This is a genomic window from Conyzicola nivalis, from assembly GCF_040548875.1.
Taxonomy (GTDB): domain Bacteria; phylum Actinomycetota; class Actinomycetes; order Actinomycetales; family Microbacteriaceae; genus Conyzicola; species Conyzicola nivalis_A.
This window is the reverse complement of the sequence record NZ_JBEPSJ010000001.1, coordinates 463,859-490,482: the sequence shown is the minus strand read 5'-3', so window position 1 is coordinate 490,482 and position 26,624 is coordinate 463,859. Positions and strand designations below refer to the sequence as shown.

General features: G+C 68.5%; 28 protein-coding genes and 1 tRNA gene. 5 read left to right on the top strand and 24 right to left on the bottom strand.

Features of this window, described 5'->3' with window-relative positions:
* Positions 1–112: 112 nt before the first annotated feature.
* From ABIE21_RS02395 to ABIE21_RS02385, 3 genes are all read right to left on the bottom strand, one after another.
* Positions 113–186 (bottom strand) — tRNA-Pro (locus ABIE21_RS02395).
* 33 nt (positions 187–219) lie between these two features.
* Positions 220–705: an NUDIX hydrolase gene (locus ABIE21_RS02390; RefSeq protein WP_354023183.1), complete on the bottom strand. Its 486-nt coding sequence runs from the start codon at positions 703–705 to the stop codon at positions 220–222.
* Positions 702–1,631, bottom strand: coding sequence for an alpha/beta hydrolase family esterase (locus ABIE21_RS02385; protein ID WP_354023182.1), 930 nt, complete (start codon positions 1,629–1,631; stop codon positions 702–704). Before ABIE21_RS02385 ends, ABIE21_RS02390 begins: the two co-directional genes overlap by 4 nt.
* Before the next feature lie 52 nt (positions 1,632–1,683).
* On the opposite strand from ABIE21_RS02385, the gene ABIE21_RS02380 reads away from it, so the two are divergent.
* The gene (locus tag ABIE21_RS02380) at positions 1,684–2,061 is read left to right on the top strand and encodes a hypothetical protein (protein WP_354023181.1); all 378 of its coding nucleotides are present in this window, start codon (positions 1,684–1,686) and stop codon (positions 2,059–2,061) included.
* Positions 2,061–2,960 (top strand): arginase family protein, encoded by a 900-nt coding sequence (locus ABIE21_RS02375; RefSeq protein WP_354023180.1) that lies wholly within the window; start codon positions 2,061–2,063, stop codon positions 2,958–2,960. Before ABIE21_RS02380 ends, ABIE21_RS02375 begins: the two co-directional genes overlap by 1 nt.
* A 43-nt stretch (positions 2,961–3,003) precedes the next feature.
* Here ABIE21_RS02375 and ABIE21_RS02370 read toward each other — a convergent pair whose 3' ends face one another.
* The 8 genes from ABIE21_RS02370 to ABIE21_RS02335 form a co-directional block, all read right to left on the bottom strand.
* Positions 3,004–3,924: a 5'-3' exonuclease gene (locus ABIE21_RS02370; RefSeq protein ID WP_354024388.1), complete on the bottom strand. Its 921-nt coding sequence runs from the start codon at positions 3,922–3,924 to the stop codon at positions 3,004–3,006.
* Positions 3,925–3,985: 61 nt separating this feature from the next.
* Positions 3,986–4,255: a hypothetical protein gene (locus ABIE21_RS02365; protein ID WP_354023179.1), complete on the bottom strand. Its 270-nt coding sequence runs from the start codon at positions 4,253–4,255 to the stop codon at positions 3,986–3,988.
* Between the two features lie 27 nt (positions 4,256–4,282).
* The gene (locus ABIE21_RS02360) at positions 4,283–5,092 is read right to left on the bottom strand and encodes an SseB family protein (protein WP_354023178.1); all 810 of its coding nucleotides are present in this window, start codon (positions 5,090–5,092) and stop codon (positions 4,283–4,285) included.
* 2 nt (positions 5,093–5,094) lie between these two features.
* Positions 5,095–5,844 (bottom strand): bifunctional 1-(5-phosphoribosyl)-5-((5-phosphoribosylamino)methylideneamino)imidazole-4-carboxamide isomerase/phosphoribosylanthranilate isomerase PriA, encoded by a 750-nt coding sequence (priA, locus tag ABIE21_RS02355; RefSeq protein WP_354023177.1) that lies wholly within the window; start codon positions 5,842–5,844, stop codon positions 5,095–5,097.
* Positions 5,845–5,925: 81 nt separating this feature from the next.
* On the bottom strand, positions 5,926–6,564 hold the full coding sequence (gene hisH / locus ABIE21_RS02350) for an imidazole glycerol phosphate synthase subunit HisH (protein WP_354023176.1): 639 nt from the start codon (positions 6,562–6,564) through the stop codon (positions 5,926–5,928).
* Positions 6,561–7,169: an imidazoleglycerol-phosphate dehydratase HisB gene (gene hisB / locus ABIE21_RS02345; RefSeq protein ID WP_354023175.1), complete on the bottom strand. Its 609-nt coding sequence runs from the start codon at positions 7,167–7,169 to the stop codon at positions 6,561–6,563. The genes hisH and hisB overlap by 4 nt, the downstream gene beginning before the upstream one ends.
* A 30-nt stretch (positions 7,170–7,199) precedes the next feature.
* Positions 7,200–8,288 carry a histidinol-phosphate transaminase gene (locus tag ABIE21_RS02340; RefSeq protein WP_354023174.1) on the bottom strand — a complete coding sequence of 363 codons (1,089 nt, stop codon included), beginning with the start codon at positions 8,286–8,288 and terminating at the stop codon, positions 7,200–7,202.
* A 96-nt stretch (positions 8,289–8,384) separates the two neighbouring features.
* A complete protein-coding gene (locus ABIE21_RS02335; RefSeq protein ID WP_354023173.1) occupies positions 8,385–8,795 on the bottom strand; it encodes a hypothetical protein in 411 nt (136 codons plus the stop codon).
* 276 nt (positions 8,796–9,071) lie between these two features.
* On the opposite strand from ABIE21_RS02335, the gene lexA reads away from it, so the two are divergent.
* Positions 9,072–9,770: a transcriptional repressor LexA gene (lexA, locus tag ABIE21_RS02330; protein WP_354023172.1), complete on the top strand. Its 699-nt coding sequence runs from the start codon at positions 9,072–9,074 to the stop codon at positions 9,768–9,770.
* A 169-nt stretch (positions 9,771–9,939) separates the two neighbouring features.
* Here the strand turns inward: lexA and metE are convergent, their stop codons facing one another.
* The 3 genes from metE to hflX form a co-directional block, all read right to left on the bottom strand.
* The gene (gene metE, locus ABIE21_RS02325) at positions 9,940–12,297 is read right to left on the bottom strand and encodes a 5-methyltetrahydropteroyltriglutamate--homocysteine S-methyltransferase (protein WP_354023171.1); all 2,358 of its coding nucleotides are present in this window, start codon (positions 12,295–12,297) and stop codon (positions 9,940–9,942) included.
* Between the two features lie 11 nt (positions 12,298–12,308).
* Positions 12,309–13,253: a methylenetetrahydrofolate reductase gene (locus tag ABIE21_RS02320; protein WP_354023170.1), complete on the bottom strand. Its 945-nt coding sequence runs from the start codon at positions 13,251–13,253 to the stop codon at positions 12,309–12,311.
* Between the two features lie 146 nt (positions 13,254–13,399).
* Entirely contained in the window at positions 13,400–14,920 is a 1,521-nt protein-coding gene (hflX, locus tag ABIE21_RS02315; protein ID WP_354023169.1) for a GTPase HflX, read from the bottom strand.
* A gap of 42 nt (positions 14,921–14,962) precedes the next feature.
* Here hflX and ABIE21_RS02310 point away from each other — a divergent pair, with 42 nt between their 5' ends.
* On the top strand, positions 14,963–15,571 hold the full coding sequence (locus tag ABIE21_RS02310) for a class I SAM-dependent methyltransferase (protein WP_354023168.1): 609 nt from the start codon (positions 14,963–14,965) through the stop codon (positions 15,569–15,571).
* A gap of 6 nt (positions 15,572–15,577) precedes the next feature.
* Here ABIE21_RS02310 and fgd read toward each other — a convergent pair whose 3' ends face one another.
* The 6 genes from fgd to recA form a co-directional block, all read right to left on the bottom strand.
* Positions 15,578–16,597 (bottom strand): glucose-6-phosphate dehydrogenase (coenzyme-F420), encoded by a 1,020-nt coding sequence (gene fgd, locus ABIE21_RS02305; RefSeq protein ID WP_354023167.1) that lies wholly within the window; start codon positions 16,595–16,597, stop codon positions 15,578–15,580.
* A 58-nt stretch (positions 16,598–16,655) separates the two neighbouring features.
* Positions 16,656–17,531 (bottom strand): diaminopimelate epimerase, encoded by an 876-nt coding sequence (gene dapF / locus ABIE21_RS02300; protein ID WP_354023166.1) that lies wholly within the window; start codon positions 17,529–17,531, stop codon positions 16,656–16,658.
* Positions 17,528–18,433, bottom strand: coding sequence for a tRNA (adenosine(37)-N6)-dimethylallyltransferase MiaA (miaA, locus tag ABIE21_RS02295; RefSeq protein ID WP_354023165.1), 906 nt, complete (start codon positions 18,431–18,433; stop codon positions 17,528–17,530). The genes dapF and miaA overlap by 4 nt, the downstream gene beginning before the upstream one ends.
* 30 nt (positions 18,434–18,463) lie before the next feature.
* Positions 18,464–20,149, bottom strand: a complete 1,686-nt coding sequence (miaB, locus tag ABIE21_RS02290; protein WP_354023164.1) for a tRNA (N6-isopentenyl adenosine(37)-C2)-methylthiotransferase MiaB — start codon at positions 20,147–20,149, stop codon at positions 18,464–18,466.
* Positions 20,150–20,235: 86 nt separating this feature from the next.
* Positions 20,236–21,252 carry a regulatory protein RecX gene (locus ABIE21_RS02285; RefSeq protein WP_354023163.1) on the bottom strand — a complete coding sequence of 339 codons (1,017 nt, stop codon included), beginning with the start codon at positions 21,250–21,252 and terminating at the stop codon, positions 20,236–20,238.
* Positions 21,253–21,254: 2 nt separating this feature from the next.
* A complete protein-coding gene (gene recA, locus ABIE21_RS02280; RefSeq protein ID WP_354023162.1) occupies positions 21,255–22,487 on the bottom strand; it encodes a recombinase RecA in 1,233 nt (410 codons plus the stop codon).
* Positions 22,488–22,836: 349 nt separating this feature from the next.
* Between recA and ABIE21_RS02275 the strand changes: the two genes are divergently transcribed.
* Positions 22,837–24,444 (top strand): HNH endonuclease signature motif containing protein, encoded by a 1,608-nt coding sequence (locus ABIE21_RS02275; RefSeq protein WP_354023161.1) that lies wholly within the window; start codon positions 22,837–22,839, stop codon positions 24,442–24,444.
* Between the two features lie 139 nt (positions 24,445–24,583).
* Here ABIE21_RS02275 and ABIE21_RS02270 read toward each other — a convergent pair whose 3' ends face one another.
* The 4 genes from ABIE21_RS02270 to pgsA all read right to left on the bottom strand — a co-directional run bounded on the left by ABIE21_RS02270 (position 24,584) and on the right by pgsA (position 26,618).
* Positions 24,584–24,808, bottom strand: coding sequence for a DUF3046 domain-containing protein (locus ABIE21_RS02270; protein ID WP_354023160.1), 225 nt, complete (start codon positions 24,806–24,808; stop codon positions 24,584–24,586).
* Between the two features lie 164 nt (positions 24,809–24,972).
* A complete protein-coding gene (locus ABIE21_RS02265; protein ID WP_354023159.1) occupies positions 24,973–25,290 on the bottom strand; it encodes a helix-turn-helix domain-containing protein in 318 nt (105 codons plus the stop codon).
* 172 nt (positions 25,291–25,462) lie between these two features.
* Entirely contained in the window at positions 25,463–26,044 is a 582-nt protein-coding gene (locus tag ABIE21_RS02260; RefSeq protein WP_354023158.1) for a CinA family protein, read from the bottom strand.
* Complete coding sequence (gene pgsA, locus ABIE21_RS02255) at positions 26,028–26,618, bottom strand: CDP-diacylglycerol--glycerol-3-phosphate 3-phosphatidyltransferase (RefSeq protein ID WP_354024387.1); 591 nt, start codon at positions 26,616–26,618, stop codon at positions 26,028–26,030. Before pgsA ends, ABIE21_RS02260 begins: the two co-directional genes overlap by 17 nt.
* Between the last annotated feature and the right edge of the window lie 6 nt (positions 26,619–26,624).

Below are 26,624 nucleotides of genomic sequence, written 5' to 3'. Positions count from 1 at the left end.
CGACAGTGCCGGTTCAGCGGCTCCGAACGGGTGAAAGTGGTGACGTAGTGGTGACACATCAAATCCTTTAACCAAAAAATCTCGGAAACCCTTGAGTTTCCGAGACATTCTGTCGGGCTGACAGGATTTGAACCTGCGACCCCTTGACCCCCAGTCAAGTGCGCTACCAAGCTGCGCCACAGCCCGTGGCTTGTCACCTCGAAAGGCAACTCGAATAGCTTAGCGCAGCCGGGAACGCAGTTCAGGCCAAGCGGCCGCAAAGCCGGGATGAAGTTGCAGTTTTTTTACCTCATCGACCGCGACCCAGGCCAGCGCCTCGCTCTCGGCGTCGCCGATCACGGGCTCGAAGTGGGTGTTCGCCTCGGTCACGACGGTCGTGTACTGCCAGAACCCGAGGTCGAGAACCGAGGTGAACAGCACTCTCACCAGAGCGGCCTCGACGCCGGCCTCCTCGTTCGCCTCGCGCAGCGCGCCGTCGACGGCCGACTCGCCCTCCTTGAGCGCTCCCCCGGGCAGCCCCCAGGTTCCGCCGTGGTGACTCCACGCGATGCGGTGCTGCAGCAATACCCCGGCCTCGGGATGCCAGACCAGCAGCCCGGCCGCCCCGAAACGTCCCCAGTAGCGCGTGCCGTTCGGCCCGTAGACCCAGGCGTCGCCGCTGTCACGCACGCCGAACGGCGGCAGGGGCGGCGGCTTCTGGCTCACGAGCCGAGTCCGAAGAACGTGATGAGAGTCTCGGATGCGTCGAAACCGCTCACGGGCGCGATCGGCCACACGTGAGCACCACCGGCGATCGTCACCACCTCGAGCCTCGAATCGTCATCACAGTCATCGTAGGTCTCGCGGGTGACGGTTCCCTCCACGTCTTCCGACGGGAACCCGCTGCAGCCGTTGCGCGCGACCCACACGCGCTTCGCGTCTGCGACGGACGCGTTCACCCACTGCCCGAACCTAGCCGCGGCGCGCTCGTTCGTGGGCCCCCCTCTGTAGGGAACCGTGAGATCGCCCGTGCCGTGCACGATGAGTACGTCGGTCGGTTCATCCGAATCGCAATCCGACACGTTGAACGCGCCTCCGACGACGGCGATGCCCGCGATGCGGTCGCCCAGCTCGCAGGAGAGCCGGTACGACATCATGCCGCCGTTCGAGAATCCGGCGAGGTAGATGCGCCCGGGGTCGATCGCGTTGCGCTCACCGATGTCGTCGAGCATGCGGGAGATGAACTCGACATCGTCGACGTCGTTGAGGCGGGGTGTGGCACAGCATCCGTCGGCGTTCCACGCCAGCTGGTGCTCGATCTGGGCGGCCTGGGTTCCGTTCGGGTAGGCGACGATGAAGTTGTCGGCCTTTGCGAACCCGGAGAGGCCCGTGGCGATCTCGGCTTTCGCGCCGTTGCCGCCCGCTCCGTGCAGCACGACGAGCACGGGCAGCGTCTCGGGCGCTCCCGCGGCGGCGCCCTCGGGCACGTGTGCGACGTAGCTGCGCTCGACGCCGTCGACGGTGAGGTAGTAGACGTCAGACTGCGCGACGACGTCGATCTTCGGCTGGTCGGCCGCCGCTGAGGCGCAGCCGGTGAGTGCGACGGTGGCCAAAAGCAGCGCGATCACCCGTGATCGCGCGCCCGTTCTCATCGGATCAGTCTAAGCAGCCCGTGTTGCCTCGGTGTTACGCGAGAATTGAATGATGAGCGACGACGAAGCGGCGAAGAAGACGGCCCGATACGAGCGCGAGCTGGTGCTCCTGCTGCGCATGCGCGGCCAGACCGAGCCGGAGATCGCGGGTGCGATCACCGAGCTGCGCCGGTACGCCAAGAAGACCGGCAAGGCGATCGAAGACGAGTTCGGCTCCCCCGCCGAGTTCGCGTCGCAGTTTCCGGTGCGCAACAGCCCGTCGACCCGCGGCGGTGCGATGCGCCGGCTGTTCGGCGCCGCGTTCAAGCCGAGCCCCAAAGTGCCGAAGGAGCCGCCCCTCCCGAACGACCAGGCCCTACCGAAAGAGCCGACCCTCCCCAACGACGCGGCCCTCCCGAACGACGGGGCCCTCCCGAAAGACGACGCCTGATGTCGCCCGACCGCGGGTGGTCGATCATCTCGGCGCCGACGAATCTCGGCCTGCGCCCGCCCGTTCCCGGAGCGACGCCGGGAACGTCGAAGGCTCCCGAGGCCCTGCGCGAGGTCGGGCTCTACGACCGGCTGGTCGCCCACGGCGCGGAGGACTCCGGTGTTGTGCTGCCCGCCCGCTACCTCGACGACGCCGACCCGGCGAACGAGCGGGTGCGCAACCACGACCGCATCCTCGAGCACGCCGACCGGCTGGCCGACCGTATCGACGTGGAGATCGCGCGCGGCCGTCGTCCCATCGTTATCGGCGGCGACTGCAGCCTGCTGCTCGGAGTGGGTCTCGCCCTGCGCCGCGGGTCCCCCGCCGGCCTCGTGCACATCGACGGCCACACCGACTACCGCAACCCGCAGAACAGCGACGAGTGCGGCGCCCTGGCCGGCGAAGATCTGGCGGCCGTCACGGGCAAGCACTGGTCGACGCTGAGCGACCACCGCGGGCTGGGTCCGTACTTCGAGCCGCGGAATACAGTGCAGGTCGGATGTCGCGACGGCGACGACGATCTCGCCGAGGTCACCGGCGACCTGCGCCTCGTCGTGCGTGCTAGCGATATCGCGGAGGCCGGGGTCCCCGCCGCCGTCGCGACGGTCGCCGCCGCGCTGGCCCACACCGCGGGCTGGTGGCTGCACGTCGACGTCGACGTTCTCGACCCCTCGATCATGCCCGCCGTCGACAGCCCCGACGAGGGAGGCCTCGACGCCGAGCAGCTCGGCGAGCTGCTGCGCGGCCTCGTGCCCGGCTGCATCGGCATGGACATCTGCGTCTACGACCCCGATCTCGACCCTGACCTGCGCTACGCAAAGCTCATCGCTCGCATCGTGGAGGGCGGGTTGGCGGAGTAGGCGCCTTGGCGGAGTAGGCGCGTCGGCCGAGAGGCCCCTCGACCTAGGAAGCCAGCGGCGCCAGCGCGTCGCGCACGCGCTTCATCGAGCTGCCGAGTCCCCACTCCTCGGCGAGCCGGTCGAGTTCGGCACCCTGCTCGGGCGTGCCCGATCTGATGCGGGCGTCGAACTCGGGCAGCGTCAGGTCGCGCACCACCTTCACCACCGCGGGAGCCACCGTCAGGTAGTCGGCCGCGGCGAGGATCCCGGCGCGCACGCGCGGTGTCATCGTCGACGACGGGTCGGATGCCGCGGCGACGATGCCGTCGAGGTCGCCGTAGGCGGCGAGGAGCGTGACAGCGGTTTTCTCGCCGACGCCGGCGACTCCGGGCAGGCCGTCGGAGGCGTCGCCCCTCATGGCGGCGAAATCGGCGTACTGGGTGGGCGGGATGCCGCACTTCGCCGTCAGCGTCTCGTCGGTGAGGGTCTCGAGCTTCGACATGCCGCGTCCCGTGTAGATCACCCGCACGTCGCGAGAGTCGTCGACCAGCTGGAACAGGTCGCGGTCTCCGGTGACGACGTCGACCGGTATCGGCGCGTGGGAGGCGAGGGTGCCGATCACGTCGTCGGCCTCGTGTTCTGCGGCGCCCACTACCGGCACGCCCAGCGCACCGAGCACCTCACGGATGATCGGCACCTGCGGGGTGAGCGCGTTGGGCACGGTCTCTGTCGCGGTCGCTGAGCCTGTCGAAGCGTCGGCGACGCGGTGCGCCTTGTAGCTGGGGATCAAGTCGACCCGCCACTGCGGGCGCCAGTCGTCGTCCCAGCAGGCGACGATCTCGGTCGGTCGAAACTCGGTCGCGAGGCGCGCGATGATGTCGAGCAGGCCGCGCACGGCGTTGATCGGCATGCCGTTCGGCGCGTGGACGGTGTCGGGAACGGCGTGGAAGGCACGGAAGTACAGCGCGGCGGTGTCGAGCAGCATGAGGCGTTCTGGATGATCGGTCACGGCGGCATCCTCCCACATACGCTCCCTCGCCGGGAGGTCAGTGCCAGGCGAGGACGAACGGCAGCGCCACGATGAGGATGGCAGCGGCGCCCAGCACCGTCGCGATGGCCCCGAGCAGGCGCGACATCCCGTCTCCCTGCATCGCGAAGCCGCCGCAGGCGATCGCCGCCACGGCAGCGAACACGCCGAAACCGGGAGCAAGGCCCAGCAGGCCGATCAGGATCACGACGACCCCCATGAGCCTGCGGCGTTCGGGCTGCGACTCGGCCGTCGCCATCACGGGGAAGCGCTCGTCATCTGAGGACATGTCAGCACTCTAGCGCCGCACGCGGGTCTAGGACGCGGCGGACACCAGCTGCACGCGCATCGAGTCGACGCGCAGCGCGACCGTCTCGCTCGCGAGCCATTTCTGCTGCATCCGGGCGACGACGGCGTCGAGCTCGGGCCGGCTGAGACCGTCGGCGATGGCGAGCTGCACGATCAGCTCGGGCCCGGCCAGCCGGCTGGCGGGGTCTCCCGGTGCGAGCGCGACCGATCGCACGGCGGATTCGTCGGCCGCGGCATCCGCGAACGCATCCAGCACCTGCTCGTCGAGGAAGCACGGCGTCCACGGCTGCGACTGGGCGATCGCCCAGAGGGCAGGGCGGCGGAGCACGAACTCCGTCTCGGAGGTCGGATCGAGAACCACGAGCTCGGTCTGCTCGCTCGCGGCGGCGAGGGCCACGCGCACGGCGCTGGCCGGGATCGGGCGCGCCTTCGGGTTCCAGTGGCTCATGGCCGTGACCGAGGTGAACACCGGCAGGACGTTGCGGCCGTCGGGGCCGGCGACGGTGATGATCGACAGCTCCTGGGTCTTGTCGATCACGACGCCGTGCTCGTTGAGCCCGGCCTCGCCGAGGTGCGCGACGAGCGGGACGAGGAGGCGGACGTCGCGCAGTGCGTCGACGACGTCGGCCTCGCCGAGCTCGTGGGTCGCGAACCGGCGCAGAGCCTCGATCAGCCGCTCGGGCGCCGAGCCGTCGTCGTCCGAGCTGGTGTTGGGCTCGAAGTGGCGCCCGGCCCAGGGGGTGCCAGCCGAGTCGGCGCCGCCGCCGTGCGCGCCGTGGTGATCGTGCTGCCCGTTCTGGTCCAGGTGCTCAGCCACGATCAGTCGTTCGCGACGTCGAGCGCCTCCGCGAGGGTGAAGTTCTTCGCGTAGAGCGACTTGCCGAGGATGGCGCCCTCGAGTCCGTGGGGGACGAGCGCGCGCAGGTCGGCGATGTCGTCGAGGCTGGAGATTCCGCCGGAGGCGATGACGGGCTTGTGGGTGTGCTCCATCACCTGGGCGAGGAGTTCGAGGTTCGGGCCCTGGAGAGTGCCGTCCTTGGTGACGTCGGTGACGACGTAACGGCTGCAGCCGGCGGCCTCGAGACGCTCGAGCACGGTCCAGAGGTCGCCGCCCTCCTGAGTCCAGCCGCGGGCGGCGAGGGTCGTGCCGCGCACGTCGAGTCCGACGGCGATGGCCTCGCCGAACTCGGCGATCACGTGGGCGGCCCACTCGGGGTTCTCGAGGGCGGCGGTGCCGAGATTGATGCGCTTGGCGCCCGTCTCGAGAGCGGCGTCGAGGCTCGCGTCGTCGCGGATGCCGCCCGACAGCTCGATGTTGACGCTGCGCGGGGAGTTCTTGATGACCTTCTCGATCACGTGGCGGTTGTTGCCCCGGCCGAACGCGGCGTCGAGGTCGACGAGGTGGATCCACTCGGCGCCCTGGCTGATCCACTCGTCCGCGGCATCCATCGGGCTGCCGTAGAAGGTCTCCGAGCCGGCCTCGCCCTGTGTGAGGCGCACGGCCTTGCCACCCGCGACGTCGACTGCGGGAAGGAGGGTGAGACCGGGGGTCCTGCTGAACTCGCTCATTGCCGTACTTTCTTCGGGATTCCTTGGGGAGAGTCTGCGGCGGGCGGCGCGCAAACACTCGATAGTACCGGTTGGCCCGCTCTACAGAGAGTCGAGCCAGTTCTTGAGGAGTCGGATGCCCGGCTCCCCCGACTTCTCGGGGTGGAACTGGGTCGCCGTGAGCGGACCGTTCTCGACCGCCGCGATGAACCGCGAGCCGTGTTCCGCCCAGGTGAGCAGCGGTGCAGGAAACGGCGGCTGCACGTCGAGGGTCCACTCCTGCGCCGCGTAGGAGTGCACGAAGTAGAAGCGCTCGTCACGGATGCCGTCGAACAGGCGGGTGTCGGCGGGGGTCTCGACTGTGTTCCAGCCCATGTGCGGCAGCACGGGGGCGTCGAGCTGGGTCACGCTGCCCGGCCATTCGGCGAGGCCCGGGGTGTCGTTGCCGCGTTCGACTCCGTGCTCGAACAGCACCTGCATGCCGACGCAGATCCCCATGACGGGACGACTGCCGGTGAGGCGTTTCTCGATCATGGCTCCGCCGCCGACCTTGGCGAGCGCCTGCGCGACCGCCGAGAACGCTCCGACGCCGGGCACGAACAGGCCGTCGGCGTTGGCCACGCGGGAACGGTCGGCTGTGAGCTCGACGCGGGCGCCGGCCAGTTCGAGAGCCTTCGCCGCCGAGTGGACGTTGCCGGAGCCGTAGTCGAGGACGACGACAGACGGGGAGACGAGGCTCACAACGCGCCCTTGGTCGACGGAATGCCGGTCACGCGGGCGTCGGGCTCCACGGCCTTGCGCATCGCGCGCGCGAAGGCCTTGAACTCCGCCTCGGCGATGTGGTGCGGGTCGCGTCCGCCGAGCACGGTGACGTGCACCGTGATTCCGGCGTTGAAGGTAATGGCCTCGAAGACGTGGCGAACCATGGAACCGGTGAAGTGGCCGCCGATGAGGTGCATCTCGAAGCCTGCGGGCTCTCCGGTGTGCACGAGGTACGGGCGGCCGGAGATGTCGACTACGGCCTGCACGAGCGCCTCGTCGAGGGGCACGAGGGCGTCGCCGTAGCGGGAGATGCCTGCCTTGTCGCCGAGAGCCTGCTTGATGGCGAGCCCCAGGGCGATGCCGATGTCTTCGACGGTGTGGTGCACGTCGATGTGCGTGTCGCCGGTGGCCTTCACGGTCAGGTCGATGAGCGAGTGCTTCGAGAACGCGGTGAGCATGTGGTCGTAGAACGGAACGCTCGTGTGGATGTCGGAGACACCGGTTCCGTCGAGGTCGATCGACAGTTCGATGCTGGACTCGCTCGTTTCGCGCTTGATCTGCGCCACGCGGGGTTCGGTGCTCATGGGGTCGATTCTATCGAGGGCGAATGGATGCTACAGGGACGCGAGTGCGTCGAGGAAGGCGGTGGTCTCGGCCTCGGTGCCCGCAGTGACCCGCAGGTGCCCGGGGATCCCGATGTCGCGCACGAGGATCTCCTGCTCGAGCAGGGCCTCGAAGGTGGCGTGCGGGTCGTCCACTCCCCCGAACAGCACGAAGTTCGACCAGCTGGGCAGCGGCGTGTAGCCGAGCTTCGGCAGCTCTTCGAGCAGACGGTCGCGCTGCGAACGGATGTTGTCGACCATCGCGAGCATCTCGGGGGCGTGACGCAGGGCCGCGACGGCGGCGGCCTGGGTCAGGGCGGAGAGGTGGTACGGCAGACGCACGAGTCTCAGCGCATCGTTGATCGCCGGGTCGGCGGCCAAGTAGCCGACACGGGCACCGGCGAAGGCGAAGGCCTTGCTCATGGTGCGCGAGACGAGGAGCCGCTCGCGGCCGTCGAGCAGGGTGATCGCGCTCCGGACGTCGTCGGGGGCGAACTCGGCGTAGGCCTCGTCGACCACGACGATTCCATCGGTGGCGTCGTAGGCGGCGGAGATCGTCTCGATCGACAGCGGCGTGCCGGTCGGGTTATTGGGTGAGCAGAGGAACACCACGTCGGGACGCGTCTCGGCGATCCAGCGGGTCACGGTCTCGGGCGAGATCTCGTAACCGGCGTCGCGTTCGCCGCTGATCCAGCGTGTGCCGGTTCCGCTGGCGATGATCGAGTGCATCGAGTAGGTGGGAGGGAAGCCGAGCACACTGCGCCCCGGGCCGCCGAATGCCTGCAGGATCTGCTGCAGCACCTCGTTCGACCCGTTCGCCGCCCAGATGTCGTCGGCGGTGAGGCGTTTCTCCGGCTCGACCGAGAAGTTCAGGTAGGCGGCCAGGCTCTGGCGCAGCTCGGTGAACTCACGGTCGGGGTACCGGTTGACCGAGAGGATCGCCGCCGCGAGCGACTCGACGATGTCGACCGCGACGTCTGCGGGAATCGGATGCGTGTTCTCGTTGACGTTGAGAGCAACCCGCACCGCCTTCTGCGGGGCGCCGTAGGGCGTCAGCCCGCGGAGGTCGTCACGGATGGGAAGGTCGGAGAGGTTTACCACTGCTCAATCGTATTGCGGATCGGGAGGGCGCATTGCGGATCGGTCGGGCGCATTGCAGATCGGTCGGGCTCTCCTGCGCCGCGCTACTGGCCGTTGCTACTCGGCGCTGTACTCGGGCGGCAGCATCAGACGCTGCCCGGCCTGCACGCTGCCCGACTCGAGCTGGTTGACAGCCATGATGTCGCTGATCACGTCGCGGGGGTCGTCGTGCGGTGCGATGTCTTCGGCGAGCTGCCAGAGCGACTGCCCGGCCTGGAGCGTGATCTCTTCGAGGGCCGCGCCGCTCGAGCTCGTGGCGGTCGCGCCGCCGCCGTTGAGGGCGAAGAACATGACCGCTGCGACGACGGGCAGAGAGGCGAGCGTCGTGAACACGACCCGGCCGCGCTTGGTGAGGCGGAGGCGGGGGGCAGCGGACGGAACGCGCACGGCGACGTCGGATCGACCAGACGCGGCCAGGGCCGATACGGATTCGACCGCTGTCGATGTGTTCAGGACTGCTGTGCTCATGTGCTGCTCCTTCTCGTGACTCGCCTGGCTGACCTTCTCCACCTCGGTGGCTGGGCCACACGGGGTTTCGTATCCGACACTCGGCCGGGAGTGCCGGATACGAAGCTTTGTTCCGAACATACATTCGAATGATGGTCGACGCAAGCAATTATTCGAATATCTCTACGAACTTTCATGCGACACACTCGAATAGGTGTTTGTTTTACGCTCATGAAGCGGATACTGTTTCGAATGTCTGAGGACAGGCAATCAGCAGCCACCGACATTGGAGTGCACATGAGCGACGAGACCCGTGGCAACGCCGGCCCCGACCGGCCGACGACCCGCCGGAGGAAGAGCCTCAGCGACAAGCAGCTCGCCATCCTCGACGTCATCCAGCGCTCGGTCGCGAGCCAGGGCTACCCGCCGAGCATGCGCGAGATCGGCGACGCCGTTGGCCTCTCATCCCTGTCGAGCGTGACCCACCAGCTCAACCAGCTCGAGCTCAGCGGCTACCTGCGTCGCGACCCGAAGCGCCCGCGCGCTCTCGAAGTGCTCATCGAGATGCCCACGCAGGAGCAGGATGCGCCCGAGAACTCGGGCTACGCGCCATCCGTCGGCGACGCCGCCATGGTGCCGCTCGTCGGCCGCATCGCCGCCGGCGTGCCCATCCTGGCCGATCAGCAGATCGACGAGGTCTTCCCGCTCCCCCGCCAGCTAGTGGGCAAGGGCGAGCTGTTCATGCTCAAGGTCGTCGGCGACTCGATGATCGACGCCGCGATCTGCGACGGCGACTGGATCGTCGTGCGCCAGCAGAAGACCGCGGAGAACGGCGACATCGTCGCGGCCATGCTCGACGACGAGGCCACGGTCAAGGTGTTCCAGCAGCGCGACGGCCACACCTGGCTGCTGCCGCGCAACAGCTCGTTCGCTCCCATCCTCGGCGACTTCGCCGAGGTGCTGGGCAAGGTAGTAGCGGTGCTCCGCTCCGTCTAGCTGTCTCCAGCCCGTCGCGCTCGCGAGCCCCTTCCGGCGTCGCGAGGCAATTCCGGCGCCCCCGCTCGCCACGCGAGCAGCGCCGCAGCCCTCCGCCCGCGCCGAAGACCTACGGATGCGCCACGCGGGGCGCATCCGTCGGTCTCGTCACGACGAGAGGCGACTCGCGCTAGGCGCCGACCCGCTCGCGCACGGCCTTCGTGGCCGCCACGACGTTGCGCAGCGAGTCGACCGTCTCGGTGTAGCCGCGGGTCTTGAGTCCGCAGTCGGGGTTGACCCAGACCTGGCGGTTCGGGATCGATCCGAGGGCGATCTCGATGAGCTCGGTGACCTCCTCGACCGACGGCACGCGCGGCGAGTGGATGTCGTAGACGCCAGGGCCGATCCCCCGGCCGAACCCCGACGTCTTGATGTCGGGCACGACCTCCATTTTGGAGCGCGCGGCCTCGATCGAGGTGACGTCGGCATCGAGGCGGTTGATCGCGTCGATCACGACACCGAACTCCGAGTAGCAGAGGTGCGTGTGGATCTGAGTGCGCGGCTCGACGCCCGCAGTGGCGAGGCGGAACGATCCGACCGACCAGTCGAGGTACGCCGGCTGGTCTGCCTTCTTGAGCGGCAGCAGCTCGCGTAGGGCCGGCTCGTCGACCTGGATGACGCCGATGCCGGCGGCCTCGAGGTCGGCGATCTCGTCGCGCAGGGCGAGGGCGACCTGGTTGGCCGTGTCGGCGAGCGGCTGGTCGTCGCGCACAAAGCTCCAGGCGAGGATCGTGACCGGTCCGGTGAGCATTCCCTTGACCGGCTTGGGCGTGAGGCTCTGCGTGTAGGCGCTCCACTCGACGGTGATCGGCGCCTCGCGGGCCACGTCTCCCCAGAGCAGCGACGGACGTGTGCAACGGCTGCCGTACGACTGCACCCAGCCGTTCTCGGTCACCGCGAAGCCGTCGAGGTGCTCGGCGAAGTACTGCACCATGTCGTTGCGCTCGGGCTCGCCGTGCACGATGACGTCGATGCCGATCTCCTCCTGTAGGTCGACGACGTTCTTGATCTCGGCCTTGAGGAAGTCGATGTACTCGTTTTCGCTGATCTCGCCGCGGGCGTTGGCTGCGCGCGCCTTGCGGATGTCGCCGGTCTGCGGAAACGAGCCGATCGTGGTCGTCGGAAGGAACGGCAGGCCGAGTGCCGCCTCCTGCGCCTCGAGGCGCTCGGTGTAGTCGCCGCGGCTGAAGTCGGCGTCGGTGAGTGCCGCAGCGCGGGCCCGTACAGCGCCGTCGCGGACGCCCGGGGCGTCGTGCCGGTCGGCGAGTGCGGCGGATGCCTCGGCGAGGGTCGTCGAGATCGCGTCGCGTCCCTCGGTGAGCCCGGTGGCGAGCGCGGCGATCTGGGCGACCTTCTCGTCGGCGAACGCGAGCCAGCTCTTCAGCCGGTCGTCGAGCTTAGGCTCGTCGGCGATCGAGTGCGGGGTGTGGAAGAGGCTCGTCGAGCTCGACACGGAGACGTTGGGCGAGAGCGCGCGCAGGGCTTCGAGCTTGCCGAAGGCCGCGTCGAGGTCGCCGCGCCAGATGTTGTGGCCGTCGACGACGCCGCCGACGAGGGTCTTCTCGGTCGCTGAGCCCGTCTGCACTGAGCCTCTCGAATGTGTCGAAGCGCTCCCTTCGACAAGCTCAGGGACCGATCCCTTCACCAGGTCGAGCCCGATCGCCTCGACGGGCGTGTCGAGCAGCACGGGGAGGGCGTCGTCGAGCGAGCCGTAGGGCGCGGCGACGAAGATCTGCGGACGCGCGGGCACGGCGCCGAGCAGGTCGTAGGCGCGCTTGGTGGCCTCGAGCACGGTGGCGCGGTCGACCTCGATCGACTCGCTCACGAGGGCGGGCTCGTCGAGCTGCACCCACTCGGCGCCGACGGCGGTCAGGCCGGCGATGAGCTCGGCGTAGACGGGCAGCAGGTCGTCGAGGCGGTCGAGCGGCTGGTACCCCTCGGGGGCGCCCTCGCTGGCCTTGCTGAGCAGCAGGAAGGTGACGGGGCCGACGATCACGGGGCGCGTGCGGTAGCCGGTCGTTGTGGCCTCGGCGACCTCGCGCAGCAGCCGGTCGGAGGCGAGGTGGAACTCGGTCTCCGGTCCGATCTCGGGCACGAGGTAGTGGTAGTTCGAGTCGAACCACTTGGTCATCTCGGCGGGGACGTCCTGCCCTTCGCCGCGGGCGATCGTGAAGTATCCGGCGAGGTCGAGCGTTCCGTCTTCGCGCACCAGCCGCTGGAAACGCGAGGGGACGGCACCGACCGTCACCGCGGCATCCAGAACCTGGTCGTAGTAGGAGAAGGCCTCGGGGATCGAGGAGTCGGTGGCGCCGAGGCCGAGGCCGACGAGGCGTTCGCGGGTGGTCGCACGCAGCTCCGCGGCGGTCGCCTCGAGCTCGTCGGCGCCGATCCTGCCGGCCCAGAAGGCCTCGACGGCCTTCTTGAGCTCGCGACGGCGGCCGATGCGCGGGTATCCGAGGATGGTGCCCGTGGGGAAGGGAGTGCTCATTGCTGGATTCCTTAGTTGTGTTCGGTGGTGAGAGAGAGCAGGCCGGTGCCGCGCAAGACCTCGATGACGGCCTCGTGCTGGTTGAAGGTGTAGAGGTGCAGGCCGGGGCGGTCGTCGCCGATGACCTGGTTGCCGAGGTCGATGGCGTGCTCGATGCCGACGGCGGCCTGGCCCTCGGGCGTCGACTGGGCCTCGAGCTTGGCGAGCAGGTCGGCGGGCAGCTTCTCGTCGGTGAGCTCGACGATGCGGCGCAGGCGCTGCGGGCTGAGCACGGGCATGATGCCGGGGAGGATGCGCATGGTCACGCCGGCCGAACGCGCCTGGTCGACGAAGCGCAGGTAGTCGTCGGCGTGGAAGAAGAGCTGGGTGATGGCGAGGTTGGCGCCCGCCGCCTCCTTCGCGAGCAGGGTGTCGAGGTCCTGCTCGACCGAGCGGCTGCGCGGGTGCCCGTTCGGGAACGCGGCGACCGCGATGGTGACCTTGTGCCCGCTGCTCAACCGCTTGGCGCCCGGGAATCCGGGAACGTCGTTGAGGCTGAACTGCTCGCGCTCGGCCTGAACGCGGTGGATGAGCTGCACGAGCTCCCCCGCGCTGCCGAGGTCGCCGAGGAAGGCGTCGCCCTCGACCGAGCCCGCGGGCGGGTCGCCGCGCAGGGCGAGGAAGCTGGTGACTCCCGCGTCGAGGAACTCGCGGATGAGACGGGTGGCCTCCGCGTAGGAGGAGCCGACGCAGGTGAGGTGTGCCATGGCGCGCACGTCGGTCTCGGCGAGCAGTCGCAGCAGCACGGCGAGCGAGGAGCTGCGGGATGAACCGTTGGCGCCGTAGGTGACCGAGATGAACTCGGGCCCGGCGTTCACCAGGTGCTCGAGCGATCCGAGCAGCGCCTCCTCGGCGGCGGCGGAGCGCGGCGGGTAGAGCTCGAACGAGAACGTGGGGCGATCGAACGCGGTCGTCACGGTACTCACCTGGGCCCTCCGGTCATCAGGAAACTGATTCGGTATGGGCGGGTGCCGGGCTCGGCTGTCGCTCCGCGCCGCAGACTTCGCGGCAACGGTTCTACGCTAGCGGCGCCTCGGCGCGGGCGGTGGAGAGTTGCTGAATGTTACGCAGAGACGACCGAGAACTCCTTGAGGGCGGCCTCGTCCATGCCGTTCACCATCGCCGAGACGCGGGTGCCACCCTCGACATACTCGGTGCTCAGGATGCGGCCCCGGTCGTGCAGGCCGGCGACGACGTCGCCGCGGTCGTAGGGAACGAGCAGCTCGACCTGCACGTCGGGCGACGGCACGAGCTCGGCGATGCGTGCCTGCAGTTCGGCGACGCCCTCGCCGGTGCGGGCGGAGACGAAGATGGCCGCGGGCTCTAGGGCGCGCAGCAGCAGACGCTGGTCGTCGTCCTGCAGCAGGTCGACCTTGTTGAACACGACGATCTCGGGGATCTCCCGCGCCTCGACCTCGGCGATGACCTCTCGCACGGTCGCGAGCTGGCTCGCAGGGTCGGGGTGTGAGGCATCCACCACGTGCACGATGACGTCGGAGTCGCCGACCTCCTCGAGCGTCGAGCGGAACGCCTCGACCAGCTGGTGCGGCAGGTTGCGCACGAATCCGACGGTGTCGGTGAGCGTGTACGGCCGGCCGTCGGCGGTGACCGACTTGCGCACGGTGGCGTCGAGGGTAGCGAACAGTGCGTTCTCGACGAGCACACCGGCGTTGGTGATGTGGTTGAGCAGGCTCGACTTGCCGGCGTTGGTGTAGCCGACGATCGCGACGCTGGGCACCTCGAACCGGTTGCGGTTGGCCCGCTTCGCCTCGCGTGCCGGGGCGAATCCCTTGATCTGCTTGCGCAGGCGGGACATACGGGTGTGGATGCGGCGGCGGTCGAGCTCGATCTTCGTCTCACCCGGGCCTCGGCTGCCCATTCCGTCTCCGGAACCACCGGCGCCACCACCCTGTCGGGAGAGCGCCTCACCCCAACCGCGCAGGCGCGGCAGCATGTACTCGAGCTGCGCGAGCTCGACCTGAGCCTTGCCCTCGCGGCTCTTGGCGTGCTGGCTGAAGATGTCGAGGATCACGGCGGTGCGGTCGATGACCTTCACCTTCACGATGTCCTCCAACGCGCGGCGCTGGCTCGGAGCGAGCTCGGTGTCGGCGATGACCGTGTCGGCGCCGCTCGCAGCGACGATGCCGCGCAGCTCTTCGGCCTTGCCCTTTCCGAAGTAGGTGCTGGGGTCGGGGTTGGCCCGGCGTTGGAGCAGGCCGTCGAGCACCACGGCTCCCGCGGTCTCGGCGAGGGCGTACAGCTCGCGCATGGAGTTCTCTGCGTCGACGGTGTTGCCCTGGGTGTAGATGCCGATCAGCACGACGCGCTCGATGCGCAGCTGCCGGTACTCGACCTCGGTGACGTCGTCGAGCTCGGTCGAGAGTCCGGCGACGCGGCGCAGCGCCTGCCGGTCTTCGCGGTCGAACTGATCGCCGTCGCGGCTCTCCTCGTAATGGGAAGAGCTCTGCAGCGCCTGCGCGCTCGAACCGAACACGGTGTGGCCAGCGGCAGGTGCGCCAGCATGGGCCAAGACCCGCGCCACTACATCGTCGCTCTCAACGGGACTGTCTACGTTTTCACTCATTAGCATTAACCTTACTCGCCTAGACTTCGATAGGTTCGGTGCATGTCAAATGAGCACTACTTCGCGTCGACCCCGGAGAGTGAACTCAAACTTCGCACGATCCACGCGAAAATCGCCGGAAAAGCCTACGAGCTCACCACCTCGAACGGCATCTTCAGCCCCGAGCACATCGACACCGGCACGCAGGTGCTGCTCGCCAACGTGCCGGCTCCCCCGCCCGGCGGCAACGTGCTCGACCTCGGCTGCGGCTGGGGGCCGATCGCGCTGACCCTCGCGGTCGAGTCGCCGCGCAGCACCGTCTGGGCGGTCGACGTGAATGAGCGCGCGCTCGACCTGGTCCGCCGCAACGCGGCGATCGTCGGCGTCACGAACATCAATGCGGTCACGCCCGATCAGGTGCCCGACGACGTCGTCTTCACCACCATCTGGTCGAACCCGCCGATCCGGGTGGGTAAGAACGAGCTTCACGGCCTTCTCGAGAAGTGGCTGCCCCGGCTCGACGCCGGGTCGGACGGCTGGCTCGTCGTACAGCGCAACCTCGGATCCGACTCGCTGCACCGCTGGATGCAGGCGACCTTCCCCGAGGACTTCACGTTCGTGCGCACCGCCACGAACAAGGGCTACCGGGTGATCCGGGCCCGCAAGAAGTAGCTGCGTCTACCGAGCTCGCAGCCGCGGCGCGAGGTCGCGCTCGAACGACTCCATGAACCGCCGCTGGTCGTGGCCGGGGGCGTGGAAGACGAGGTGGTTGAAGCCCGCGTCGATGTACTCGCCGATCCGTTCCACCGTCTCGTCGGGGTCGGATCCGACGATCCACCGCGACGCCACCTGCTCGATGGGCAACGCGTCGGCCGCGCGCTCCATCTCCACCGGGTCGGTGATGTCGTGCTTCTCCTCCTTCGACAGCGAGAGCGGCGCCCAGAACCGGGTGTTCTCGAGGGCGGCGGCGGGGTCGGTGTCGTAGGAGAGCTTGATCTCGATCGTGTGGTCGATGGATGCCACGTCGCGGCCGGCCTTCTCCGCGCCCGCCACCACGGCGGGAAGCAGCTTCTCCGTGTAGAGGTCCATGCCCTTGCCCGAGGTGCAGATGAAACCGTCACCCGCGCGCCCGGCGTAGCCGGCCACGAGCGGCCCGCCGGCGGCGATGTACACCGGGATCGGTTCATCCGGCCTGTCATAGATGCTCGCATCGTGCGTCGAGTAGTACTCGCCGTCGAAGCTCACCTGGTCTTCGGTCCACAGCTGCCGCATCAGCGTGATCGCCTCGCGCAGCCGGGCGTAGCGCTCCTTGAACTCGGGCCAGTCCTGCTCACCCGCGCCGCGGAAGCCCGTTGCGATCTCGTTGAGCGCCTCGCCCGTGCCCACACCGAGGATGATGCGCCCGGGGTAGAGCGAGCCGAGGGTAGCGAAGGCCTGGGCGATCACGGCGGGGTTGTAGCGGAAGGTCGGGGTCATCACCGACGTTCCGATCTGGATCGAACTGGTGCGCTCCCCCACCGCGGCCATCCACGCGAGCGAGAACGGCGCGTGCCCGCCGGTGTGCCGCCAGGGCTGGAAGTGATCGCTCACCATCACCGACTCGAACCCGTGCCCCTCGGCGGCGACGGCGATCTCGACGAGCTCACGCGGGGCGAACTGCTCGGCGCTGGCCTTGTATCCGAGTTTCAGAGGGAGCACGGTGCGGTCCTTTTCGTCGGTGTGCCGGGGCGGATCCGCCCCGGGTGAGGCTGCGCGGTCAGATGCGGAGTTCGCCCTCGAACACGAGGTCGGCGGGGCCGCTCAGCGAGACGTGCTCGCCGTCTTCGGTCGGGAACATACGAACGCCGACGGTGCCGCCGGGCACCTCGACCTTCCACTGGTTGGGCGCTCCCTTGCCGGCCCAGTGGCGGGTGGCCAGGGCGGCCGCGGCCGCTCCGGTTCCGCACGACAGGGTCTCGCCGCTGCCGCGCTCGTGCACGCGCATGCGGATGTAGCCGACGCCGTCCTTGATCATGGGGTCGGCGGGCAGCACGAACTCGACGTTGGCGCCGTCGGGCGCCTCCGGGTCGAGCTGCGGGATGAAGCTCAGGTCGGCGCTCTCGAGCTCCTCCTCGCTCGCCACGGCCACCACGACGTGCGGGTTGCCCACGTTGATGCCGAGCCCCGGGCGTGCGACGGCGAGGTTCTTGGCGCGCACGAGCGGTTCTCCGCCCTCGAGACGCCAGCGGCCCAGGTCCACCTGGAAGCCGCTGAGGTTGCGCTGTACGTCGCGCACGCCGGCGCGGGTGCCGATGGCGAGCGTGTCGCCGGGCTCGAGGGTCGCGAGGCCGTTCTCGATGAGGTAGCGGGCGAACACGCGGATGCCGTTGCCGCACATCTCGGAGAGACTGCCGTCGGAGTTGCGGTAGTCCATGAACCACTCGGCGGTGTCGTCTTCGGCGAGGGCCTCCGCGCCCTCGGGGATGTGCATAGAGCGCACGGCGCGGAGGATTCCGTCGGCGCCGACGCCGAAGTGGCGGTCGGCGATCGCGGCGACCTGCGCGGGGCTGAGGTCGATGGCGCCGTCGGGATCGGAGTACAGCACGAAGTCGTTGCCGGTGCCGTGGCCCTTGGTGAAGTGCAGAGTAGTCACCGTGCAAGCCTATCCAGTGCGCTGGGCAGTCGCTGCGGGTCGTCGTAGTCGAGCCAGTGGATCGCGTCGTAGCGGCGGAACCAGCTCACCTGGCGTCTGGCGTACTTGCGGGTGAACAGCTGCGTCTGCTCGACGGCCTCGCGCTCGGTCATCTCGCCGCGCAGCTGCGCCGCCGCCTGGGCGTAGCCGATGGCGCGGGAGGCGGTGATTCCGAGCTCGCGCGGCAGCAGCGCGGCCATCTCGTCGACGATGCCGTGCTGCCACATCTGTTCGACGCGGGCGTCGAGCAGGGGCACGAGCTCGTCGCGTGGCGCGCGCAGTCCGAGGATCGTGGCGGGGCGCCAGAGCGCCTCGTCGCCGGGTAGGCCGGCGCCGAATGGCTCGCCGGTCATCTCGACCACCTCGAGCGCGCGAACGAGCCTGCGGCCGTTGCTCGGGCCGATCGCGGCGGCCGCCGCGGGGTCGACCGCGACCAGCCGCCTGTGCATCAGTCCGGGCCCGACGCGCACGAGGTCGGCCTCGAGCCGCTCGCGGATCTCCGGGTCGGTGCCGGGGAAGCGGAAGTCGTAGATGACGCTCGAGACGTAGAGTCCGGAGCCGCCCACGAGGATCGGCCAGGCGCCGCGCGATTCGATGGCGGCGATGGCCTGCCGCGCATCCGTCTGATAATCGGCGACGCTGGCCTCGTCACGCACGTCGAGCACGTCGAGCATGTGGTGCGGGATGCCGCGTCGCTCGTCGAGTGGGAGCTTCGCCGTGCCGATGTCCATGCCGCGGTACAGCTGCATGGCGTCGGCGTTCACGATCTCGACGGGCTGCCCCTGGGCGGTGAGCGATTCGGCGAGGTCGAGCGAGAGCCCGGACTTGCCCGTGCCCGTGGCGCCCACCACGACGATCAGCATGGTGCGACGATCAGCGCGGCACCCGGGTGTTCAACGCTCGCCATCGAGCATGTCGTAGATCGGGGTGGTCGACACCTGCGGCGCGTCGGTGCTCTCGGTGTCGGTGCGCTCGGCCTGGGTGCGCGCGGCGTCGGCGCGCTTCGTGCTCACGGCCGTCAGCGGCAGCGCAGCGCCGGGGCCCGTACCGATGCGCAAGCCGGGCAGTCCGAGCGACACGCGGCCCGGCTCGGCGGCGACGCCGGCGGGTGCTGGCACGCCGCACGATTCGGCCTCTGCGCGGTCCCAGGCGTCGCCGGAACGGGTGCGGCGGATGAGCAGCTGCTCGTGGGGCGCGGCGTCGGCGATGAGGTGGAAGGATGCGGCTTCGCTAATGCGCACGGTGACGATATCGCCGGGGCGGGGCGTCTCGCTGCCCTCCGGCACGTCGAAGTGCACGAGCCGGGAGTCTTCCGCCCGGCCCGAGAGACGGTGGCGTTCTGCGTCGCGCTTTCCCTCGCCGGCTGAGACGAGCACGTTGACGATCTGGCCGACGAGCTTCTGGTTCTCCTCGCGGGAGATGTGGTCCTGCAGGGCGGTCAGCCGCTCGTAGCGTTCCTGCACGACCTCTTTGGGCACCTGGTCGGCCATCGTCGCCGCGGGGGTGCCGGGGCGGATCGAGTACTGGAACGTGAACGCCGATGCGAAGCGGGCCGCTTCGACGACGCGCAGCGTGTCCTGGAAGTCTTCCTCGGTCTCGCCGGGGAAGCCCACGATGATGTCGGTGCTGATGGCCGCGTTCGGGATCTTGGCGCGCACCCGGTCGAGGATTCCGAGGAACTTCTCCGAGCGGTAGCTGCGCTTCATCGCCTTGAGGATGCGGTCGGAGCCCGACTGCAACGGCATGTGCAGCTGCGGCATGACGGCCGGCGTCTCGGCCATGGCGTCGATGACGTCGTCGGTGAAGGCGGCGGGGTGCGGGCTGGTGAACCGGATGCGCTCGAGGCCGTCGATGGTTCCCGCGGCGCGCAGCAGCTTGCCGAAGGCCTGCCGGTCGCCGAACTCGACGCCGTAGGAGTTGACGGTCTGGCCGAGCAGCGTCACCTCGAGTGCGCCGTCGTCGACGAGCGCCTGCACCTCGGCGAGCACGTCGCCGGGACGACGGTCTTTCTCTTTGCCGCGCAGTGCCGGAACGATGCAGAAGGTACAGGTGTTGTTGCAGCCCACTGAGACGGAGACCCAACCGCTGTAGGTGGACTCGCGGCGGGTGGGCAGCGTGGAGGGGAACACGTCGAGGGATTCGAGGATCTCAATCTGCGCCTCGTCGTTGTGGCGTGCCCGCTCGAGCAGAGTGGGCAGGGCACCCATGTTGTGGGTGCCGAAGACGACATCGACCCAGGGCGCCTTCTCGAGGATGACCGACTTGTCCTTCTGAGCGAGGCACCCGCCGACCGCGATCTGCATGCCCTCGTGCACCTTCTTCACCGAGGCGAGCATGCCGAGGTTGCCGTACAGCTTGTTGTCGGCGTTCTCACGCACGGCGCAGGTGTTGATGACGACCACGTCGGCCTGCTCATCGGTCGCCCTCACGTAACCGGCCGCCTCGAGCGATCCGCTGAGACGCTCGGAGTCGTGCACGTTCATCTGGCAGCCGTAGGTGCGCACTTCGTACGTGCGCGCGCGGGCGGTATCTGCGGGGCCGTTTTCAGTCAGAACGGGGGCGGGCGGGGCGAGGGTCATAGTGCAACCAAGTGTAGATCTCCCCGGCGCGCGGAACACCGAAGGGTGGCCTCAGCGGGCTCGGCTCGCAAAGGACGCAGACGGCCTCAACGGAAGCGCGGACCGACCGGTCCGAGCGCCGCGTTGACCGCCGCGCCCACGACGCTGCCGGAGTAGCCACGACGCTGGAGGAACGCGCTGAGTCGACGCTCGGCCGTCGCACGGTCGTAGGAGCTCAGCTGTCCGGCGCGCTTGACGGCGACCTCGGTCGCACGTTCGAGCTCGTCGTCGACGTCTACGCTCTCGAGTGCCTCCTCGATCGCGGTCTGATCGACGCGACGGCGACGCAGCTCGGCCGTGATCGCGGACTTGCCGAGCCCCTTGCGGTCGCGCAGCGTCCGTACGAGGTCTTCGGCCAGCACGCGGTCGTCGAGCAGCCCGGCGCGCTCGAGGCGCTCGACCTCGGCCGCGACCTCCTCCGGTTCGATCTCACGGTTCTCGAGCAGGGACACCATCTCGGCGCTCGACATGCCCTTGCGGGCGAGGGCGTTGATGCTCGCCTTGCGCACCGGCGGCGGCTTGGGGGTCTCGGCCTCGGTGTCTTCGACGAAACGCACGCCGGACGACGACCGAGCATGGGGAGTCTCGACCGACGTGCTGCCTGCCGCGACCCCTTCCTGCGACTGTGCCTTGCCTGCGGATCCGCTCTCGACGAGGGAGAGGAAGCGCCGAGCGGCAGCGATCGCCGCGGCCTCCGGCTCGGGCTCTTCCTCGACGGGTTCGTCGTCGCGCGACGATACCTCGTCGGCACCGCCCGGCTCGATGTACCAGCCGGATGCCGGAGTGCGACCGTTCGCGGCCGGCCCGGCGGTATCGCCGACCGGGGTGTCGCTGTGTGCGGCCGTGCCGTTTACGGCCTCGACACTCGCGGCGTCGCCGTTCGCGAGGTCGCCGTTCGCGACGTCGCCGTTCGCGACGTCGCCGTTCGATACGGGGCTGTCCGCAACAGTGCTGTCCGCAACATCCGTTTCGGCATTCTCACGTTCCGACGGCGCCTGGTCTGACGGCGCAGATGCACCGAACAGGTAGCTGACCGTCGCCAGGCGGCCGTCGGAACGCTCCACGATTACTCCCCTACGGCCTTGAGCAGCTCGGCGTCCGCGCGCTCGGCGACGCTCTGGGCACCGGCCCGAGCGGCGGCACCCTTGGGTGCGGCTGCGGCGTCGGCCTTCGATACCTTGAGCGCCGCAGCGCCGGCAGCCTTCGCCGTCTTCTCGGCAGCCGCGGCGAGCTTCGCCGCGTTCGCCTCGGAGCGCGCTACTGCAGCCGCCTTGTCGGCGATGTCCTTCGCCGCCTTGCCCTCGGCACCGATGCCCAGCTTGAGCATGATCTTGCCCTCGATCTCGGCAGCGATCTCGGGGTTCTCGAGCAGGAACTTGCGCGAGTTGTCTTTGCCCTGGCCGAGCTGGTCGCCGTCGTAGGTGTACCAAGCGCCGGACTTGCGCACGATCTCGTGCTCGACGCCGAAGTCGATCAGGCTGCCCTCACGAGAGATGCCGACGCCGTAGAGGATGTCGAACTCCGCCTGCTTGAACGGCGGGGCCATCTTGTTCTTGACCACCTTGACGCGCGTGCGGTTGCCATAGGCCTCTGTGCCGTCTTTCAAGGTCTCGATGCGGCGGATGTCGAGGCGCACCGATGCGTAGAACTTCAGCGCCTTTCCACCGGCGGTCGTCTCGGGGCTTCCGAACATCACGCCGATCTTCTCGCGCAGCTGGTTGATGAAGATCATCGTGGTGTTGGTCTGGCTGAGACCACCGGTGAGCTTGCGCAGTGCCTGTGACATCAGTCGAGCCTGAAGGCCGACGTGGGAGTCTCCCATGTCGCCCTCGATCTCGGCACGCGGCACGAGAGCCGCGACGGAGTCGATGACGACGAGGTCGATGGAGCCGGAACGCACGAGCATGTCGGCGATCTCGAGCGCCTGCTCGCCGGTGTCGGGCTGCGAGACCAGCAGAGCATCGATATCGACTCCGAGCTTCTGGGCGTACTCGGGGTCGAGCGCGTGCTCGGCGTCGATGAAGGCGGCGATGCCTCCCGCGCGCTGGGCGTTAGCGATGGCGTGCAGTGTGAGGGTGGTCTTACCCGACGACTCCGGTCCGTAGATCTCGACGATGCGGCCGCGGGGAAGCCCGCCTATGCCGAGCGCGACATCGAGTGCGATCGAACCCGTGGGGATCACGGCGACAGGCGCGCGCTCGTCGCTGCCGAGACGCATGACCGAGCCCTTGCCGAACTGACGGTCGATCTGGGCGAGAGCGGTGTCGAGGGCTTTTTCGCGGTCTGCTGCTGATGCCATTGTGTGTCTCCTTGGAGTCGTAGGTTGCTGCCCATAGGCTGTCGGTTCGCTGAGGACCGATGATGCAAGGTCCGCAGCCTCCCGACAAAGGCTGTTTCAGTTGTCTCAACCGTATGCGTGGGGTACGACATTGCGTCGTACATCGCGCGGTCGGTGGACAAACCGTCTTCGATAGAAGCTGTGTAGGAGTCTACAGAGATGCGAACGAATGTTCGAACGAATTCGACCGGCGTTTCGCAGAAGTATTGTCGCGACTATCGCCTGAGCTGTTTTCCACAGGCACCCGGTATTCTCCACAGTTTCGGCCACATTCACTCGAACACGTGTTCTAATGTGGGAAAATGTGGGTATGACAATCACCGATATCGCGGATGACACGGGGCCGGGGCCGGCGCCGGTGCTGCAGGACGATCCGACGTTCGAGCCGCCGCCCGACGACCTGGCTCCCGGGTCCTTCTCCGCACCGTCGTCCTTCGCATCGTCGTCCTTCGGGGCGCCATTGTTTGAGCCGCCGCCGGAGTGGGAGTCGATGCCCGACCCGCGCACCCTGTCTCCGCACGTGCAGAGGCAGATGCTGCTGGGGAGGTTCCTCGACGACGCCGAGGTCGCGGACCGGCAGCTCGCGGTGTCGGCGGCGCGTCGTGCGGTGGGTATCGAGGAGCTGCGGCGCATCTCGGTGATGGTCGCCGCCGAGGAGGAGGCCGACGACCTGTCCCGGCCGCCGGAGCTGCGGGCGAACGTCGGGCAGGAGGCGGGCTGGTCGATCCGGAACCGGGCCGCGGTGGAGCTGGCGACCGAGGTCGCGGCGGCATTCACCCTGTCGAAGAACGCCGCCCGGCACCTGATCCAGGAGAGCCGCACCCTGGTGACCGACCTGCCCGCGACCTTGGAGGCCCTGCACACCGGCACGGTCCGCTACGAGCACGCCCGGTTGATCGCCTCCACCGCCTGGTCCCTGCCGGAGCAGTCCCGCGGAGCGTTCGAACAGGAGGTGCTGCCGTGGGCGAAGACCCTGATCTACTCCGCCTTCCGCCGCAAGGTGTTGCAGGCCAGGGAGCGGCTGCACACGGAGTCGATGGAGGAGCGTCACGAGAGGGCGGCAGCGTTCCGCAGCGTGACCCTGGAGCCCGGGGAGGACGGTATCGGGTTCCTCACCATCCGCGACTCCACCGAGGTGGTCGCCGCGATCTACAACCGGGTCACCGCCATCGCCCTCCCCACCTTCCAAGGCGACCCCCGCACCCTGGCGCAACGACGGGCGGACGTGGCCACCGCGATCCTCCTCGAGGGCGACCTCTGCGCCGTCACCGACGACGCCCTCCCCAGCGGCGACGGCGCTGCGGGCTCGGGTCGGCGGCTCGGGCACGGCATCACCGCCCAGGTCCACATCGAGATCCCCGTCCTCACCCTCCTCGGCCAAGACACCGCCCCGGCGACCCTCGACGGCAGCATCCCGATCGACCCGGCCACCGCCCGAAGGCTCGTCGCCGACGCACCCGGCTTCTACCGGCTGCTCACCGACCCGATCACCGGCACCGTGATCGCCTTCGACGACCGGTACCGGTACCTGCCGAAGTCCCTCCGCCGGGCCGTGGAACTCGTCGACGGGACCTGCACCGCCCCCTGGTGCGACGCCACCGCCGGCGAGTCCCACGGACACCACCCCGGACAATGGGCCGACACCCGCGACACCTCCCTCGCCAACTCCGCCCTCCTCTGCGAATCAGACCACCGCACCGTCCACAACACCAGGTGGACCATGGTCAAACTCCCCGACGGCGACAAGATGTGGGTATCCCCCTGCGGCCGGATCAGAAAAGTCGCACCACACCGCCGACTCTCACCCGCCTTCGTCGAAGCACTCGCCGACCAGAAACCCGACACCGAGAAACCCGAGACCACCACCGACGACAGCTGGAACACACCCGACGACCCCGACCAGGAGATGCCATTCTGAGTGGGGCCGACTAACCGACACGTGCCCGCCCGACGATGCGAGCTCGACGATGCGAGCCCTACAACTCGTGGATGCGCACCCAACAATGCCTGCTCGTGGACGAGCGATGATCGACGGGTGCCTTGCTAACTCGAAGCGACTAGTCCCGAGTCTCGCGCAGGCCGACGCCGTATCGACGGTCGGCGGGAACGTCGCTGGCGTCGCACAGGGCGTTCCAGATGGCACGCGGCGGGAAACCGGCCTTGATCGCCTGCTCGGCGGTGAGTCCGCCGACGTCGCCGAGCACGAGGTCGTTCGTGATGACGCGCCCGTATGCCTCGCCGAACTCTTCTTCGACGGCTATCCGGAATTCACTCAATCGCACCGGTCAACCCTAACCTCAGTGCGCCGGCAGCGTCCGCTCGGTGTCAGCGGCGCAGCATCCGAACCTCTTATCGAACGTGTTCGTCCAACCCGAACGCTCGTTAAACGACGAACACCCCGGCGACTGCCGGGGTGTTCGTGCGGATCAGGGATGAGGGAGGAGACTCAGCGCGAGACGAGGTTCGTGTCGAACTCTGCGACGAGTTCGTCCGGCAGCGTGTCGGGGATCGTCGTTGCGAGGGAGACTCCCTCGATGATCGCCAGACGGTCGCCCACCTCGCGCATGATGACCGAGATAGGGGTCTCGAGGGCCTCCGCGACAGATGCGAGAATCTCGGAGCTCGCCTCTTTCTGTCCTCGTTCTACCTCGCTGAGGTATCCGAGCGCTACGCTCGCCTTGCTCGCGACCTGGCGAAGAGTGCGCCCCTTCTGCAAACGGAAGTCGCGGAGAACATCACCGATTTCTTGACGTACTAGAACCATTGGATCCTCCTCTAAGACTCATTGCCCTGAACCGCGTTCTGTGGGAGCCCACAAACTCTTGGAGCAGTAACACTACAACCGCCGATACGTAAGTACTCTAACCAGAGCACTCTGTGTGGCGCTTGTTAATCCGATTTATGTAACGAGATTGAAACTCCCGGTATTCCCGGGCTCATCGTTCGAGCATCCGGTGCAGCCTTATGAGTGATTCGGAGACGACGGCCGATCGGATGCCATCACGATCGCCGGTCAGGGCGAGCGCGGCGTCGACGACCTCGTCGCCGATAGCGAAGCCGAGGTAGACGGTTCCCACGGGCTTGCCGTCTTGCGGGTCGGGTCCGGCCACGCCGGTGGTCGAGATTCCGATGTCTGCGGCGCGACCGTCGACCGCGAGCGCGGTGCGCACGCCGACCGCCATCTGGCGGGCGACCTCGGGATCGACGGCTCCGCGGCGCGCGAGGAGGTCGGCGTCGACCCCGAGCAGGCTGTGCTTGATCGCCGTGTCGTAGGCGACCACTCCCCCGACGACGACGACCGATGCGCCCGGCACGCGCACGAGCTCGGCGACGAGCAGACCACCGGTGAGGGACTCGGCGACGGCGATCGTCAGACCGCGTGCGGTGAGCAAGGCGACGAGCGCGGCGGCGACGTCGGCGCGTGCGGCGACGTCGGCGCGTGCGGCGACGTCGCTAAGAGTCCCGGCGTCGCGGGTGGCGTCTACGCGCGAGGCGTCGTCGTCAGGCGCGGCGGGCACGCGCGGCCTGCACGAGGTATTCGATGCCGGTGTAGACGGTGAGCACGAAGGCGATCGCCATGGCGATCCAATTGACCCAGAGCACCCACTCGCCCAGAACGGTGACCAGCGGCACGAGGAAGAGCGAGATCGCGACGGCCTGTGCGAGCGTCTTGAGCTTGCCTCCCTTGGAGGCGGGGATGACTACCTTGCTGAGCACGGCGAACCGGTAAACGGTGATACCGATCTCGCGCACGAGGATGACGATGGTCACCCACCACCAGAGCTCGCCCAGGATGGAGAGCGCGACGAGGGCGCTGAGGGTGAGGATCTTGTCGGCGATCGGATCGAGCAGGATCCCGAGGTCGGTCACGAGGTTGCGGCTGCGGGCGATGTGCCCGTCGATTCCGTCGGTGGCGATCGCCACGATGAACAGGATGGCGGCAATCCACCGCACGACGCCGAGTTCGCCGTCGTCGAGGAGGAGAAGGTAGACGAAGACAGGCGCGAGCAGGATGCGCACGACCGTGATGATGTTCGGGACGTTGCCGTTGCTCACCGGCCCGTCGCCGGCGCGCCACACCCGGCCTGACATGGTGCT

What these genes read in the sequence shown, in the direction of transcription:
- recA (WP_354023162.1), bottom strand. Translation starts at nt 22,487, where the DNA reads ATGGCATCAGCAGCAGACCGCGAAAAAGCCCTCGACACCGCTCTCGCC.
- lexA (WP_354023172.1), top strand. Translation starts at nt 9,072, where the DNA reads ATGAGCGACGAGACCCGTGGCAACGCCGGCCCCGACCGGCCGACGACC.
- ABIE21_RS02375 (WP_354023180.1), top strand. Translation starts at nt 2,061, where the DNA reads ATGTCGCCCGACCGCGGGTGGTCGATCATCTCGGCGCCGACGAATCTC.
- ABIE21_RS02265 (WP_354023159.1), bottom strand. Translation starts at nt 25,290, where the DNA reads ATGGTTCTAGTACGTCAAGAAATCGGTGATGTTCTCCGCGACTTCCGT.
- ABIE21_RS02365 (WP_354023179.1), bottom strand. Translation starts at nt 4,255, where the DNA reads ATGTCCTCAGATGACGAGCGCTTCCCCGTGATGGCGACGGCCGAGTCG.
- hflX (WP_354023169.1), bottom strand. Translation starts at nt 14,920, where the DNA reads ATGAGTGAAAACGTAGACAGTCCCGTTGAGAGCGACGATGTAGTGGCG.
- hisB (WP_354023175.1), bottom strand. Translation starts at nt 7,169, where the DNA reads ATGAGCACCGAACCCCGCGTGGCGCAGATCAAGCGCGAAACGAGCGAG.
- ABIE21_RS02275 (WP_354023161.1), top strand. Translation starts at nt 22,837, where the DNA reads ATGACAATCACCGATATCGCGGATGACACGGGGCCGGGGCCGGCGCCG.
- miaB (WP_354023164.1), bottom strand. Translation starts at nt 20,149, where the DNA reads ATGACCCTCGCCCCGCCCGCCCCCGTTCTGACTGAAAACGGCCCCGCA.
- ABIE21_RS02385 (WP_354023182.1), bottom strand. Translation starts at nt 1,631, where the DNA reads ATGAGAACGGGCGCGCGATCACGGGTGATCGCGCTGCTTTTGGCCACC.
- miaA (WP_354023165.1), bottom strand. Translation starts at nt 18,433, where the DNA reads ATGCTGATCGTCGTGGTGGGCGCCACGGGCACGGGCAAGTCCGGGCTC.
- ABIE21_RS02310 (WP_354023168.1), top strand. Translation starts at nt 14,963, where the DNA reads ATGTCAAATGAGCACTACTTCGCGTCGACCCCGGAGAGTGAACTCAAA.
- metE (WP_354023171.1), bottom strand. Translation starts at nt 12,297, where the DNA reads ATGAGCACTCCCTTCCCCACGGGCACCATCCTCGGATACCCGCGCATC.
- ABIE21_RS02380 (WP_354023181.1), top strand. Translation starts at nt 1,684, where the DNA reads ATGAGCGACGACGAAGCGGCGAAGAAGACGGCCCGATACGAGCGCGAG.
- pgsA (WP_354024387.1), bottom strand. Translation starts at nt 26,618, where the DNA reads ATGTCAGGCCGGGTGTGGCGCGCCGGCGACGGGCCGGTGAGCAACGGC.
- priA (WP_354023177.1), bottom strand. Translation starts at nt 5,844, where the DNA reads ATGAGCGAGTTCAGCAGGACCCCCGGTCTCACCCTCCTTCCCGCAGTC.
- ABIE21_RS02370 (WP_354024388.1), bottom strand. Translation starts at nt 3,924, where the DNA reads ATGCTGCTCGACACCGCCGCGCTGTACTTCCGTGCCTTCCACGCCGTT.
- ABIE21_RS02335 (WP_354023173.1), bottom strand. Translation starts at nt 8,795, where the DNA reads ATGAGCACAGCAGTCCTGAACACATCGACAGCGGTCGAATCCGTATCG.